The organism is Chromobacterium subtsugae, from assembly GCF_035919665.1.
Taxonomy (GTDB): domain Bacteria; phylum Pseudomonadota; class Gammaproteobacteria; order Burkholderiales; family Chromobacteriaceae; genus Chromobacterium; species Chromobacterium subtsugae.
The window spans coordinates 2,202,024-2,216,667 of record NZ_CP142381.1 but is presented as its reverse complement, the minus strand read 5'-3'; the positions used below and the strand labels follow the sequence as shown (position 1 = coordinate 2,216,667).

At 56.6% G+C, this 14,644-nt stretch carries 13 protein-coding genes; 9 read left to right on the top strand and 4 right to left on the bottom strand.

Translation table 11 applies throughout. The features are described from left to right. Positions 1-20: 20 nt before the first annotated feature. A complete protein-coding gene (locus U6115_RS10845; protein WP_043573351.1) occupies positions 21-3,443 on the bottom strand; it encodes an AAA family ATPase in 3,423 nt (1,140 codons plus the stop codon). Next, a complete protein-coding gene (gene sbcD, locus U6115_RS10840) occupies positions 3,440-4,660 on the bottom strand; it encodes an exonuclease subunit SbcD (protein WP_043573348.1) in 1,221 nt (406 codons plus the stop codon). Before sbcD ends, U6115_RS10845 begins: the two co-directional genes overlap by 4 nt. Before the next feature lie 274 nt (positions 4,661-4,934). Here sbcD and U6115_RS10835 point away from each other — a divergent pair, with 274 nt between their 5' ends. From U6115_RS10835 to U6115_RS10815, 5 genes are all read left to right on the top strand, one after another. Beyond that, positions 4,935-5,357 carry a helix-turn-helix domain-containing protein gene (locus U6115_RS10835; RefSeq protein WP_043573345.1) on the top strand — a complete coding sequence of 141 codons (423 nt, stop codon included), beginning with the start codon at positions 4,935-4,937 and terminating at the stop codon, positions 5,355-5,357. A 241-nt stretch (positions 5,358-5,598) separates the two neighbouring features. After that, positions 5,599-6,324, top strand: coding sequence for a hypothetical protein (locus tag U6115_RS10830; RefSeq protein ID WP_047237662.1), 726 nt, complete (start codon positions 5,599-5,601; stop codon positions 6,322-6,324). After that, entirely contained in the window at positions 6,321-8,309 is a 1,989-nt protein-coding gene (locus U6115_RS10825; RefSeq protein WP_080770172.1) for a Mu transposase C-terminal domain-containing protein, read from the top strand. Before U6115_RS10830 ends, U6115_RS10825 begins: the two co-directional genes overlap by 4 nt. Positions 8,310-8,436: 127 nt before the next feature. Continuing rightward, complete coding sequence (locus U6115_RS10820) at positions 8,437-8,730, top strand: transposase (RefSeq protein WP_043580908.1); 294 nt, start codon at positions 8,437-8,439, stop codon at positions 8,728-8,730. Then, positions 8,727-9,596 carry an IS3 family transposase gene (locus tag U6115_RS10815; RefSeq protein ID WP_101527469.1) on the top strand — a complete coding sequence of 290 codons (870 nt, stop codon included), beginning with the start codon at positions 8,727-8,729 and terminating at the stop codon, positions 9,594-9,596. The genes U6115_RS10820 and U6115_RS10815 overlap by 4 nt, the downstream gene beginning before the upstream one ends. Before the next feature lie 384 nt (positions 9,597-9,980). Here U6115_RS10815 and U6115_RS10810 read toward each other — a convergent pair whose 3' ends face one another. After that, positions 9,981-10,496 carry a hypothetical protein gene (locus U6115_RS10810; RefSeq protein ID WP_043581207.1) on the bottom strand — a complete coding sequence of 172 codons (516 nt, stop codon included), beginning with the start codon at positions 10,494-10,496 and terminating at the stop codon, positions 9,981-9,983. 124 nt (positions 10,497-10,620) lie between these two features. On the opposite strand from U6115_RS10810, the gene U6115_RS10805 reads away from it, so the two are divergent. The 4 genes from U6115_RS10805 to U6115_RS10795 all read left to right on the top strand — a co-directional run bounded on the left by U6115_RS10805 (position 10,621) and on the right by U6115_RS10795 (position 12,978). Then, positions 10,621-11,481, top strand: a complete 861-nt coding sequence (locus U6115_RS10805) for an integron integrase (protein ID WP_146008326.1) — start codon at positions 10,621-10,623, stop codon at positions 11,479-11,481. After that, on the top strand, positions 11,426-11,608 hold the full coding sequence (locus tag U6115_RS22845; protein WP_425332022.1) for a tyrosine-type recombinase/integrase: 183 nt from the start codon (positions 11,426-11,428) through the stop codon (positions 11,606-11,608). Before U6115_RS10805 ends, U6115_RS22845 begins: the two co-directional genes overlap by 56 nt. Before the next feature lie 44 nt (positions 11,609-11,652). Next, complete coding sequence (locus U6115_RS10800; protein ID WP_043581209.1) at positions 11,653-11,904, top strand: hypothetical protein; 252 nt, start codon at positions 11,653-11,655, stop codon at positions 11,902-11,904. A 405-nt stretch (positions 11,905-12,309) separates the two neighbouring features. Beyond that, complete coding sequence (locus U6115_RS10795; protein WP_043581211.1) at positions 12,310-12,978, top strand: BRO-N domain-containing protein; 669 nt, start codon at positions 12,310-12,312, stop codon at positions 12,976-12,978. 100 nt (positions 12,979-13,078) lie between these two features. Here U6115_RS10795 and U6115_RS10790 read toward each other — a convergent pair whose 3' ends face one another. Next, on the bottom strand, positions 13,079-14,323 hold the full coding sequence (locus U6115_RS10790; RefSeq protein WP_146008327.1) for a peroxidase, FMP-type: 1,245 nt from the start codon (positions 14,321-14,323) through the stop codon (positions 13,079-13,081). Between the last annotated feature and the right edge of the window lie 321 nt (positions 14,324-14,644).

The following is a 14,644-nucleotide window of genomic DNA, read 5'->3' as shown; positions in this document are numbered from 1 at the left end:
TGATTAATATTGCAGTTTCGTTATTGCTTTACGTGGACACAAGAAAATCCTACCCCAGCAGCCTTCTCAATAGATATTTGTACATTTATTCTTTCTTTCATGGCCGATACGTGACTAATTACACCGATTGACTTGCCAGAAGAGTTTATTACGTCCAGCGCATCAAGAGCCATTTCCAATGTTTCTCCGTCCAAGGAACCAAAACCCTCATCCAAAAACAGTGAATCAATAGAAGTCTTGTGACTCACCAGGTCGGACAGAGCCAAAGCTAACGCCAGACTGACCAGGAAACTCTCACCGCCGGACAAAGTACGGGTATCTCGGGTGACGTCGGCTTGCCAGGTATCCACAATTTCCAGTTCCAACTCACCGCTGCTCTTGCGCTGCAAGAGATAGCGGCCGTGCAGCCGCTCCAGATGACGGTTGGCCAGATGCATCAGATGGTCCAGTGTTAGCCCTTGGGCAAACTTGCGGTATTTGTCACCCTCTTTAGAACCAATCAGGCTGTTGAGTCGTTGCCAGATATCAACATCGGCGGCCTGTTGCTCGATTTGATGGAATAGCGCTTGCTGGTTGTCGCGGCGCTGCGCATCGTCCCGGAGCAAGGCATTCAGAGCGCCCTGTTCGCTGAACAGGATTTGTCGCTTCCCGTCTTGCGCTGCCAGCGCTTCATCCAACTCGATCAGGCCGAGCGGTGTGCGATTTTGCTGCTGCAGTACTTGCAGAGTGGCGTCTGCGCTTTGGTGTACTGCCGCGCTGCGTTCCAGCGCTTGCGCCAGTTGTTGCTGCCAGTTGCGCAGGCGCCGGCTCTCCTCTGCCGGTAGCAGTGCCCGCAGGAAAGTATCGGTATCGGTGAAGGGGCTGGTTTGCAGCGCAGCTGACCAAGCGGCCTCAGCCTCGCTGTACTGCTGATGAAGTAAGGCCAGGTCAGTGCTCAACTGAGTTTGCTGGCCCTGCAGATTAGCGATCTGTGCAGTCAGCACCTCTACCAGGTCGGTGTAGCGGGCAAAGGATGGCTCGTCGATCTCCGGTTTGGCTTGCCCGGTTGGAGCTTCGACATCCAGTTTGCTCCAACGGAGCTGCCAGCCTTCGGCAAGGTTGGCTGCCTGCTCAAGATGGCTTTGCAACTTGAGCAGCTCAGCCTGTTGCAACTGCTGTGTACGCTGCCTAGTCTGCCACGCCTGCCAGTCCTGCTGACGATCTGCCAGCCATTGCGCCATGTCGTCTGCCACGGTAAAACCACTGTCGGCAATGGCAGCTTGCAATTGCTCGCGGGCTTGCTGCGCCGCATGGGCGGCCTGTTCTTGCTGCGTGGCCAGCGCCTTCACACCTTGCATGGCATGCAGACTGGCCTGCTGTAGCAGCTCATATTGCTTCCCTGCTTCCTGCAACGCTTGGGCGCTGCGGTAAGCCATCTGCTGGGCCACTACCCGGTCCTGTTCTGCCTGCTCCGCTTGCGCCAACTGGGCTTTCAATTTGGCGTCATGCTGTTCTGCCTTAGCCAGAGCTTGCGGCAGTGTGTCTTCCTGCTGCCAGTCGTTGTCACCTAGCCCCAGCGGCGTAGCCTGTTCACGCCAGGCCGTAGCGGCCTGCCGCTGTGCCTGCTCCAGCACCTGCAGTGCTTCCTGCTGCTGTTGCAAACGACCTTCCAGCTTGGCCTGCTCGCCCTTGGCCGCATTGCCTTGCTCTTCCAGCTGCGCGAGCGCAGCCTCTTTTTCCTGAAGGGTACGCTCGGTATCAGACACGCTAAGCTGCTGGTAGGTCTGGATGCCAGGGTGTTCGTGCGAGCCACACAAGGGGCAGGCCTCACCCGGCTGCAGCGCAGCGCGGTGTGCTTCCAGGCTCTGGATGCGTTGCTCCTGGGCCAGCAGCTTGCGCTTATCTTCAACTTGCTCTTTCAGCTGCTTGTAGTCTCGGCGCAGAGTGTCCAGCAATGCTTGCTGAGCAGTTAGCTGCTGCCGGCTATCGGTTATCGCTGCTTGCTGCTGCACTTGCCGACTGGCGTGTTGACGCTGCTGTGCGGCCAATTGCAACAGCTGTCGCCAGGACTGCACCTGTTCCTGTGCGGTCATCCAGCTAGTGCGCAGCTCGGCCAGCGTTTGGCCGTGGAAAATGTTGGCCGCGACCTGTTCAGCAGCTTGGGCGACAAGCAGTTTTTGCTCGTGCTCCTTTTGGGCAGCCTCCAGCAGTGTTTTCTGTTCGCCTAGGCTGCGTTCGGTCGCTTCCAGTTCGCGCTGCTGTGCCTGTAACTGGTCGTGCAGCTGCTGTACGGTGTGCTGAGCCTGCTGAGTCTGACTGAATTGGCTCTGCCAACCGCTGAGCTGTTCGCCCAGTACGGCAAAATGGCCATGTTCTGCCAGCCAGGCTTGCAAGACCTGCAGTTCGTCATGCGCCGTTGTGTACTGCTGCCTGGCGTGCTCAGCCAGCCCTGTTGCAATGGTGTTGGCCTGCCAGTGGGCGATAACGATCTGTTGCTGGCTATCCGCCAGTGTGACCTGTATTTTGTCCAGCGCACTTCGTGCCTGATTCCGTCTTGCCTGCGTGTCTTGCCAAGCCTGATAGACGGGGCGCATCGCCTCGGCAGGCTCGCTCTGTTGCAGGCGTTGCAGTTCGGGTTCGGCTTCATCCAATGCTTTCCGGGCCGCCTGTTCGCCCTCTCGTGCCAGTGCAGCTGCCTGCTCTGCCTGAATCAGCTCATGACGCCACTGGCGCAAGGCTTGCGTCTGCGTTTGCTGACTCTGCAGCTCGACCAACTGCTGAGTCAGCGTGTCGATTTGCTGCTTCATGGATTGCCGCCGCTCTTCCGGCAGCAGTTCCACACCATCTGCACGGGCTTTCAACTGGTCCAGCGCCTGCTTGGCGTCGCGGGCCTGCTCGAATACGCGTTGGGAGATCTGGCCATAGATATCTGTGCCGGTCAGCTCTTCCAGCAATTCGGCACGTTCATTGGCGCTGGCATTGAGGAAGGCAGCAAAGCCGCCTTGCGCTAGCATCATGGACTTGGTGAAACGGGCAAAATCTAGGCCGGTAATTGCCTCGATACGCTTGAGTTTGTCGTTGATCTGGCTTGTCAGGATGTTGCCGGCACCATCGGCCAGTTCAACCTTGGGTGCCTGCAAAGCACCATCGGCCTTGTCGCGGGCCCGACGCTGGCTCCAGAACGCACGGTATACCTGCCCCTTCACCTCGAATTCCACCTCGGCCAGGCAGTCCGCCGTGTGGCGAGTCATGATTTCGTTGGACGAGGCTGAGATGGTCTTGAGGCGCGGCGTTTCGTGATAGAGCGCAAGACAGATGGCGTCCAGTAGCGTGGACTTGCCGGCACCGGTGGGGCCGGTAATGGCGAACAGGCCGTTGTCCTTGAACGGCGGCTGGGTGAAGTCGATTTTCCACTCGCCCTTGAGCGAGTTGAGGTTCTTCAGGCGCAGGGTCAGGATCTTCATGCCGTACCCTCCTGCAAGCTGGCCACAATACTGCGATAGCGTGCGTCCAACTGTGCCCTCAGGTCTTCATCCAGTTCCTCCTGTTCCATCCGCCTGTTGAACACGTCAAACGGTGTCAGCTCATCCAGCGTTTCTTTGGCGGCGGCTTGCAGGGCGGCTACGGCATTGCCCCTATCCCGACGCAGGCGCAGCACCTCCACCGGCAAGCCTTCCGTCATACTCTGGATGCGGGTTTGCAGATCCGACAGATAATCGTCCCCCTTCACCATCACTTCCAGCCAGACCGGCTGCTCGGCACGGCCCTGCTGGGCCGCCTCCTGGATTGCAGCTTCCAGTTCTTTAAGGTCACCCTTGACCGAGACCAATTGCTGGAAACGCGGAACCGGTAGCGCCGTTACCCCCATCAGACCGATATCGTCCACGTCCACCAACAACACTTCCTTTTGTTGACTGGCTTCGTCAAAGCTTAAGGGGATGGGTGAACCGCTGTAGCGGATGTGATCCAGCCCTCCCACCTTTTGCGGGCGGTGGATATGCCCCAGCGCAATGTAATCGGCTGGCGGAAAAGCGGTGGTCGGAAACGCCTCCAGGGCACCGACATAGATCTCGCGCACGGATTCGCTGGCGCTAGCCCCCACAGTCGTCAGGTGCCCGGTAGCGATGATGGGCAATGGCAGGCGTAGCGCGTCGCGCTTGGCGCAGGCCCGCTGGTACACGGCCTGGTAGTGGTGATGGATGGCTTCCTGTAGCGAAAGCTGCTTTTCTTCCGCGCTCTGCCCGGCTTGGCTCTGCATGACATCACGCGGACGGATGAAGGGAATCGCGCAGATGATGGCGCCAGCTGTGCCGTCACGCTTATTCAGCACCTGCACCTGTTTATCAAGGTCTTCTTCGACTGCCGGGATGACGGTGGTGCTGAGGTAGGACAGCAAAGGTCGGCTTTCACCCAGAGTGGCAACCGAATCGTGATTCCCCCCCAGCATCAGCAAGGAGGTACCGGTGTTGTGCAGCTCGACTACCAGCTGGTTATACAGCTCACGCGCATAGCTGGGCGGTGCTCCGGTATCGAAGATGTCGCCTGCGATGATGACGGCGTCGATGGCATGGTCACGAACTTGTTGGATCAGCCAGTCAATGAAGGCTTGGTGCTCAGCTTGGCGGGTCTTGCCCATGAAGTGCTGGCCAAGGTGCCAGTCCGAGGTATGGAGAATTCGCATGGGTGCCTATGGCGTTTGCAATGCTGTTGATTGTAGCAATACCTACGTGCCAAAAGCATAAACGCCCTGTCATCTGTACTACATGATCTTTGTCAGTATCCAGCCCCTCAGAAACAGTTCTGACGTTGGAAATCATGTACTACCCGACTGCCTCCGCTATTTTGCGACAGCAAAATAATATAAATAAATCATTTAAAAACATGTACTTATTTTTGACAAATGACTCAGGAAAAACTACTCTTCGCGGTGATATTCACCTTAGCCACCGGTCAACATGAGCCCCTTCTCCAAGTATCTACACCAGTTGCGCACAAGCTACGGCGTCCGACAGGTCGAGCTGGCGGAGTGGCTTGGCTATGAACAAAGCTACATCTCTGCCCTGGAAATCGGCACCAAAGGGCCCCCGACTGCCGAGTTCGTTCAGCGCCTAGTCGATGTACTGTCTCTTACTGAAAAGCAACAACAAGAATTGCACAAGACCATTGAGGCATCACAGCGCAAGCTGGTGATACCTACGGGTGTGCATGAAGACGTGTATTGGTTGATGCAGGACTTGCGCAAGCACTTGAACACACTGCGCCCTGCCGAGATCAACATCATTCGGGAAATCATCAAGCTGAAAGACTGCCCCAGCTCAAATCTCTCCCTGCCTGTTCGGGAAGTACGTTCCCGTCGAAAGGAGGAAGCCAAAATGTAAAACGGGACAAACCTTGCGGCTTGCCCCGTTGGTGTAAGTGCCTGATGGCAAATACGGTTAGCGCCTTCAGTATCGTCATCACGCCTTCCAACGTCAAGTCGCCCTCCTTCACGCATTACCTGCATTTCCGCTGCTCATGACCCGCGGTAGGGTTCTTTACGCCCAAATCCAGGTGATTTCAATTCTGTGATCGGCACCGAATAGGCAGCGCTTTGCCTGCTGTTCGGTGCGGCAAGGAGTGATGATGTATCTCCACTCGATACAACTGACCCTGCGTAGAGCCCTACTACAGCAGGCAGAAGAAGCTTTTTCTGAAAAACCTGACCTAGCCGGCGTCGTGCACGGCCGCAGGCGCATTACACAAGGGGCCCGCGGTCGACGTACTACGCTATTTCCCAGCCGTAAAAATGGTGTGACCGTCGCACTGGAAAGCCAGCTGGAAACATCATTTTGCCTACTGCTCGAACGCGACGCAGAGGTAACCGGCTATCGCTGTCAGGCGCTGGAAATCGAGTTTGACCACGGTCGATGCTACTTTCCCGATTTCTTGGTCAGGATGAACGACGGGCGTTGGCTGATCCGAGAGATCAAGCCAAGCCGGCTTCACCTAACCGATGAGGTTCGCGAGTGCCATGAGTTGGTTGAGAAACTCCTAGAACACTGCGATTTTGACTTCGCCGTGCTCGACCAGACGGATCTGCCCGATACCGGTAGCATCCAACTCGAAAACCTCTACACCTTGTACCACCGCTCGATCATCAAGCCGTGGTCACGCCAGGAGTGCGACCTAGCGATGGAGCGCATTGCTCAACTATCGGGCACGCAGCCTCTCGCTACGTGGCACGCACATCTTGCCGAGGCTGGGCTATCGCCGCTGCTCGTCGACCATCTGCTGTTTCATGGGCGCTTGTCGGCGGATCTGGACCGGCCGCTACGACTGAACATGCCAGTGGGGATATCGATATGACCGACAAGTCCTATCTCCCCAGAGCCGGGCTGCGGTTTGCCATTTACGGCAGCGAGTTCGAAGTCACCTACGTTGCCGCTGGCATGGTGCGCTATGCGGCCACCGCTGGCGGCAAGCCATATCGCATTCCTTACGAACGCTTCATGGAGATGCAGGCGTCGAGCACGCTGCTGATTCTGAACAGCGAACTTGAGCGCATATCCGCCGACGGCATTGATCGCAAATTACCCGAGCTGGATCAAAGGGCGATGCGCGAGATGGTTCGGCATGCTAGGTATGTCGAGGCGGCGGTCACCCAGTTGAGTCATCCACGCTCGGTCAAGCGACTGGAAAAGCTGATCCCAGTACTGGCTGCGGAATTTGCCGACGTTGATCCGCCAGCGCCGCGGACGGTGGCGTGGTGGGTGCAGAAATATTTTCAGGAGAGCAAGGCAGTTACGGCTTTCATCCCGCGAGAGCATTTGCGCGGGAACCGAACGCTGCGGTTTTCGCCGCAGGTCGAAATGCTAATCACGGAAGGGATACAACAGGTCTACTTACTGCCCGAGCGCCGACATGCCAAGGATGTCCTGGCCCATATCGTTGGCAAATTCGCCGAACAGGGACTGCTCGACGCGCATAGTGCGGTCATCAAGTTGCCGTCACTACGAACGATCGAGCGTCGGATCAAGGATCTTGATCCCTACGTCATTACGATGGCCAAGCGTGGCAAGGTGGCGGCAGATCGTGTGGCTCGTGCCGCTGGTCGGCAGATTCTAAGTCCCCGCGCCATGTTCTTGGTGCAGATAGACACCCTCTACCTCGATATCCTATTGATCGACCCGGAAAGCGGGGAGGTAATCGGTCGCCCCTATTTGGTTTGTATCATCGACGTGTACACGAGGGCGGTTGTTGGTGTGTATATCAGCATGTTTCCTCCCTCCGCGACGACAACGCTGGCGGCCGTCAAAGACATGCTGACTCGACAAGGGCGTGGCTTGCCCGGAGGGGTTCCGGTTCGCATCATTCCGGACAATGGCGTCGATTTCAAAAACTCCGCCTTTGTTCGCTTATGCGGACAGCTCGGCATCATCACTGTCCCCGCCGAAATACAAGATCCGAATGACAAGGCTCACATTGAGTCGTTTTTTCGGACGTTGACCTATTCCCTGACGCAGAAACTCACGGGAACCACGTTTTCGTGCCCGATCGATCGCGGTGAGTACGACTCGCGTCGTAGGGCGACCCTGATGCTTGAGCGGCTGCAGGAGTACATCCTCGAATGGATCAATGAGGTCTACCACAAGACCATTCATACCCGGACCGGACGAGCGCCCATTCTTGCCTGGGAAGATGCCACGAAAGGCTGGTCAGCCCCGGCGTTCTCTGCTGAAGAGATCAACGCCATCGCGCGCTGGCCCTGGGAGCGCAGCATCCACAAAGGGCGAGTGCTAATCGATGGTATTGAGTATTTTTCGCATCCCCTGGCAACGTTGGAAGTAATGGGGGAAACACGCGTCACCGTGCTGGTCGATGAACTCGATCTCCATTCCGTGTACGTGGAACATCCGTCGGAACGCGGGACACTGATCCTAGCTGAATCAACTAACCCGGATTACACATTGGGCCTGACCTGGTACGCCCATCAGGAAGTAAAAAAGCTTCGCAAAGAGATGAGCAAGGCTGACCTACGACGGCTCGGTCAGTACGCCTACATGCTGGCATGGTGGAAGTTACTCGAGAAAATCCAGACCGACTCCACTCTCGCAAAACGTCAGATCGCCAAACTGACCAATGGCAAGGGGCGATCGCAGCTCACGACCGCCGCACTTTTACCGCCACAGGACCCACCCCATCTCGGCCGCACAGCACCTGTTGAGCCTGTGTCGATACCCACGTCTGTACCTATGGCACCGCCGGCGTCGTTGCCGGAGCACGAACCGAAACCCGCCCTGCCCGCTGCCGATGTCATCGCTTGCAGCTACGCAATCATCACATTGGAGTGATTCCCATGAGCAACTTTGGACTATCGGCCCTGGAAGAGGCCGCGATCGAACGCGTCGCAACGTGGTCTGTCCCATTCCCCGTGGACACTAACTTAAGGTGGATAATCCCCACCAAGGAGCAGTGTTCATGATCAAGACCAGACGTACTTTCCCGGAGGCCCTCAAGCGCGAAGCGGTTGAGCAGGTACTTGCCGGCACCCCGTTACGGCATGTTGCCCAAGCCTTCGACATTACCGAGTCGCTGCTGGGCAAGTGGAAGCGTCAACTCCAAGACGCAGGACCCGATGCCTTCCCTGGCCGAGGCAAACAGACCGGTGAAGCCGCCGAGCTCAAGCGACTGCGGGATGAACTGGCCCGCGTTACCATGGAGCGCGATGTCCTAAAAAAGGCGCTCGCCATCTTCTCGCAACCCATGAAGTGAAATTCCGCGCGATTCAGGCGCTGTCGGACCGCTACCCGGTAGCCCCGATGTGCCAACTGTTTCGTGTGTCCCGCAGTGGCTACTATGCGTGGCTACACCGCCCACCTTCGGCGCGAGAGATGGCGAACCGACAACTACTACGTGAAATCCGGCTGGTGCATGCCGAGGTCAATGGTATTTATGGCCATCGGCGTATTCATGCCGAACTTCTTGCACAGGGCTTCGCCTGCGGGCGGCATCGCATCGCGGGCCTGATGCGGCGAAACGGTATCAGGGTTAGAACTCGTAAACATTGTCGACCCGTCAGTGGTGGTCAACACCTTCTACCCGTGGCGCCTAATCTGCTGCAGCGACAATTTGCTGCTGGTGGCGACATCAATCAGCGTTGGGTGTCGGATATGACCTATATCCGGACCGGTGAAGGGTGGCTGTACCTGGCGGTGGTGCTCGACTTGTACTCCCGGGCGATAGTGGGCTGGGCCATGCATCATCGAATGCAGCAAGAACTGGTGCATGCTGCCCTGACGATGGCAGTGGCGCGCCGCCAGCCTTCAGGAGAGGTGATTCTGCATTCGGACCGCGGGAGTCAGTACTGTGCCTTTGACTACCAGGCATTGCTGAAACGGCACGGAATGGTACCGAGCCACTCCCGCACCGGGAACTGCTGGGATAATGCAGCGATGGAGAGCTTCTTCCGTTCATTGAAGTCGGAACGTGTTTATCTGACCCACTACCGGAGCTACGAGGAGGCGCGTACGGATGTGTTTGATTACATCCGCTTTTACAATCACCAACGACGTCATTCAACCCTGGGGTATCTGACCCCGGTTGAATTCGAACGCCGCCGTTCAGAGCTTAGTGCTTAACCCTCTGTCCATGGGGAGTGGGACAGACCAAAGTGTTTCAACACCACTTTCGATTAGTTTGCATGCGATTTTATATACCCATTCTTTATGCTCATCACTATCATGGGAATACGAAATAAATACTTTCGGGCTTGTTGTCATAGCGGAGCAACCATAGAGATTCGAAAAATCTAACGCCAAAGGTAAGCGGTGCCGGAAGGAGCGCAGCGAGTGCAGGGCACCAACAAGGCCCATGAGAATAGCGAAGCCATGGGCCTTGTTGGCGTCCGCTTGACCGACCAGTTAGGCTGGCAGCTGATGTTTGATTGATGCATTCGGCGGAATTCGAAGACCCCTGTTAAAGCAGGAATAAGTGCTGCTGTAGCTTCGATATGGCCTTAATTTTTAAGCACTGCTGCTTGCATTTCCTGCGACGGAGAGATTTTTGCGTGCAAGCTCCTGGGCGACCTGCAAGTAAAGGCCAAAAATGCTTGGAGCAACGCCGAACGAAGAGGATCCATCTGCATTTGGTTGTCGGATTGCCTGGCGCCAGTTCTCTACCTTTCTTGCGATCTTGAACATAGCATCGACATCATCCTCGATGTCCGAGATAGTGAGCGTGAAGGTATTGTTGTAGCCCTCGTGTGCCATTTGGTTCCGGCGCTGTCGAACTCGACTAAGCAACTCTATTTCTCTCGTGTCGAGCACGCCGTGTTGTACTAGCCTCGGTTCGCAGAACTTTAGAGTGTTGTTTGCCGTGCCGAGTGATCCGTAGAATTTCTTCAGGGATGTTGGTTCATTGCTTGCGAGGTAGCCCTGCATCTGGTCTTTTACCGTCAGAACAAGTGACTCAAACGCGACGGTGTAGAGGCCGATAGCCAGAAGACTTTGGCCTATGGTGTTCTGGAGTTGCGGTTGCATAGGTGTATTCGTGGAGCCTAACGTGAAATATACACCTTTGCAGGTGTATATTTGGTTTGTCTATGTGTATAACCAGGTATGATAGGTGCATTTCTCATTGTTTTACAAGCCACTGGGGTTGCCAATGCCTGAAAGTACACAGCCAGATGGGACCGCCGCGCCACGCTTGCTCGATGTGTTGCGCGAAACGCTGCGAGTCAGGCATTACAGCCTGCGCACCGAGCAGCAATACGTCAATTGGGTACGGCGCTTTTTGCGCTTTCAACATCATCGGCACCCTCGCGAGATGGGGGCTGCGGAGGTCAGTAGCTTTCTCACCCATCTGGCCGTTGAAGGTCAAGTGTCTGCATCCACGCAAAATCAAGCATTGTCTGCGCTTCTGTTCCTCTATCGTGATGTGCTGATGCTGAACTTGCCCTGGCTGGATGAGATTGTTCGGGCCAAACCGTCCAGGCATCTGCCAGTCGTTCTGACGCGACAGGAGGTCGCGGCACTGTTGGCGCAGGTCGATGGGCTATACGCGCTGCAGCTGCGTTTGCTATACGGCACCGGCATGCGGCTGATGGAGTGCATGCGCCTGCGGGTCAAAGACATCGGCTTCGGGCGTGGCGAAATTCTGATCCGCGATGGCAAGGGGGCGAAAGACAGAGTGACAATGTTGTCCCAGAGCCTGGTGGCACCACTACAGGCCCATCTGCAGCGGCGGCGCGCCATCCATGAGGCAGACTTGCAGGCCGGCATGGCTGATGTGTTTTTACCCGATGCGCTGGCACGAAAATACCCGCATGCCGGGCAGGAATGGGGTTGGCAATATGTGTTTGTCACCACTGGCTATGTGCGCGACCCGCGTGCTGGCGCACAACGGCGGCACCATCAGGATGAAAAGCTACTGCAGCGAGCGATGAAGCGGGCGGTAACTGCTGCCGGAATTGCCAAGCTGGCCACCGCATACGCTACGCCACAGCTTTGCCACCCATCTGCTTGAATCCGGCTACGATATTCGCCCGGTGCAGGAGCTACTGGGCAACGCGGATGTCAGCACCATGATGATTTATACCCATGTACTGAACAAGGGAGGCCGGGGAGTAGGCGGTCCGCTGGATAGCCTGTGAGCGCATTATGTGTCGTGCTGGAAGGCGCGTGACGATATTCTTTAATGTCGGCTTTGCTGCAACTAGCTGCCAATGACATCGATGTTATCGACAGGCAGCTTTGGCCGATAAGCAACCGCATGAGTAACAACAGAAGTACTTTCCCGACGAGCCGCCAAAGAGCCATATGGCTAAACAAGGCGAATCGCTACTGCGATATCGCCAAGCGCCAGTTCAAGAAAGTCGATGCCAAATACAAAGCCGATAAAGATGTCCAGGCCATCTTGGAAAACTACCGCGACGAACTGGACGATTAACTGAAAGGTTCGCGATTGCAGACCTTTTCCGGTAGTCCATAGTCAACTGCCAAACCTACCCATTCTGTCAGGAAAGTGAAAACCCTCCCCCAGCCTTCTACGCGTAGAATCGCCAAATGGTGCTCAACACACCTCCGTTAGCGGTGGCCCACGCCCGAAAGCCGTGGTTGTTCAACACGCCCTTGCATTGCATCCCACGCGCGCCTTTGCGCTCGCAATGCTTGGTCGGGCAAAGCCGTTTGGAGACATCGCTATGGATGCTCGTCTTGTGTTTGTCGTGCCAATCTCCCCTCCTCTAATTCGCCCTCCCCGCTGCTTGCCACGCGCCTGGTTGCGCCTACGAGCCGCATATCGCCTTGCGTTCTTGGCGGCGCGGTTTGCGCGTTGGATTGGGGAGGCCCGGCCATGAGCACGGCTATCGATCAGCAGGTGAACACGCCGCTGCGGCTGGATTTCGCCAAGGGTTTGGCGATGCGGGTGGTGCGGCGGCCGGAGGGGTTTTGGCTGGTGGCGTCGGAGGTGGCCGCGTCCATGAGGCTGGAGCTGAAGGATTTGTTGAAGGCGCTGGGCGAGCCGCTGGGGCGGCCCTTGCGGCTGGCGGATGAGGCGGAGCCGGTATTGTGCCTGTCCGAAGGCGAGCTGGACGAGGTGTTCCGCCGCATCAAGAAACCCGGCGCGCGGCGGCTGCGGCGCTGGTGGCTGGAAGAAACCCGCCCGGCCTTGCTGCATGAGGCCGGCGCGGCCAATACGGCGGAAACCCTGCACCTGGCGCTGGCCCTCGCCGCGGAGGCGGCGCAGCAGGTTAGCCGCGCGGTGTTGGAGGCGGTACTGAACGAACCCGGCACCTGGCAGCATTCGCGCTGGGTGGTGGCGCTGGACTACGCGCCCAACAACAAGCAGCGCTGGCCGCACGGCAGGCTGATAGGCCTGAACTGCGACGTTTCCACGCTCAGCGGCATGGCGGAGTTGATCGCCCCGCCCGGCCAAATGCCGGCCACCAGCGCGGAGCTGCTCAAGCTGGCCACCGCTTGCCAGCTGCGGCTGGCGCAGCGGCTGGATAAGTTCGCCAGCTGACCGCGCAGCGCAATAAAAAACACCGCTTCAGCGTGGCGAAGCGGTGTTTTCGTTTCAGCGGCCGCACTCCAGCTGGAATCCGCCTGCTATCAAATAATGCCTAGTAGTTCAAAGGTATCTTGCCGCTCGGCTTCTTTCTCAAGGTATTCACCTGGATATGGGGCCAGCGCGTCACCTGGCCATTTGAGCCGAACATGAATTCAAAGAACAGCACTTGCTCGTATTGCAGCTGCAACACCTCGCAACCATCGCTGTCTATCACGGTTTGTATCCATAAATTCAGGCTCATTTCCGTCACATTAGCGAAGGTGCTGACAAACGGGGTATTCAAAATCCCGCCTTGCGGGCCGCCGTTGTGTTTGCTGGTGAGCTGAATCAGCGTGTATTTTTCCATGCGCTGATCCTTGATCGCGTCACGCAAGCGCAAATTCGGGCGAACGGAATACGGATAGTTGGGATGCGCGACAATGCGTTGGAAATAAGTCAGATTGCTGTCGGGCTGGGTGGTAGGCAAGGACTTATCAAACGCCCATGCCGGCGCGGGCGCGTCGAGATTGAGCGGCGCCGGCGGCGAGCCATCCCCTACCGACAACAAGGCGGCTGCGCCCATGCTGGGTGAAATGGCGAGCGGCGAACCCGCCAAGGGCACGGGGTTGGCCGCAATGGCTGCCGGCACGATGGTATCGTCTTCCGGCGGCGGCGTAGTCGGCCACGATTGGGTGAAAGGCTGGGTCCAGCAATCGGCGCCGGCAGGATAGTCCGGTTTGCCGGGGATATCCGCCTGAAAGCCGCCGGTAATCATGATCGCGCTGCCATGGGGTATCGTCCCGCTGCGCGCAATGGAATACGGCGGCACATAGTTTGGCCCGTTGGCGCCGGCGCCGATGGCGATGCCGGGGAAGCCGTTGTCTGAAATAACGGATTCTTCCGTAGCCGCATGGTTGTACATCGGGTTCATCCAAAGATACATCCCATCTTCTTCGTGAATCCCAACGCCGTCGCTGACACGCTGTATGCTTTGGTTGTATTTCACCGCGCCGGCAAACTGTTCGTTTGTGCCGCCGCGATTGCGCACGCCGCCATCCACCAGGGAAAACGTCAGTTCCTCGGTATAGTTTTCACAGAGGAAATGGAATATGCCAAAAATGGTTTCTGAATTGGTCCCCGGCGACGGCATACAGGTGGTATGCAGCCCCCACCCCACATCTTTCTTGTCCGGATTGTAATTCACCCATGTGCCTTCCAGCTGCTTCAGCACGCCATAGTCAGCCGGCTGACTCAATAGCTCATCCGAATATTCCGGATAGGGAGGGATTGGGGTTTGAGCAATTTTCTTTTCAGTCATGGAAACCTCGCGTGGTTATTCATTTGTAGAAAAGGCGACACGGCGGGAATGCAATGCAAACAAAATAGTTTGAATCAGATAATGACGACCCTTCAACAAGGCTGCATTTGCGATGCGGCAGTCTGCTGCAAATCACCAACTTATAAATGAAATGAATTTCGCCTATACAAAAAACATAGCACCGAAAATGACATTATCAAGGTAAATTCTTTGATAACCATTATTATTATGATGGAGGAAGGACTTGATTATTCCAAACTTCCTGAGATTCATCCGCTTGAAAGAATGCATCTTTAGGAAATGGTTAAAGGAAAAACTAAA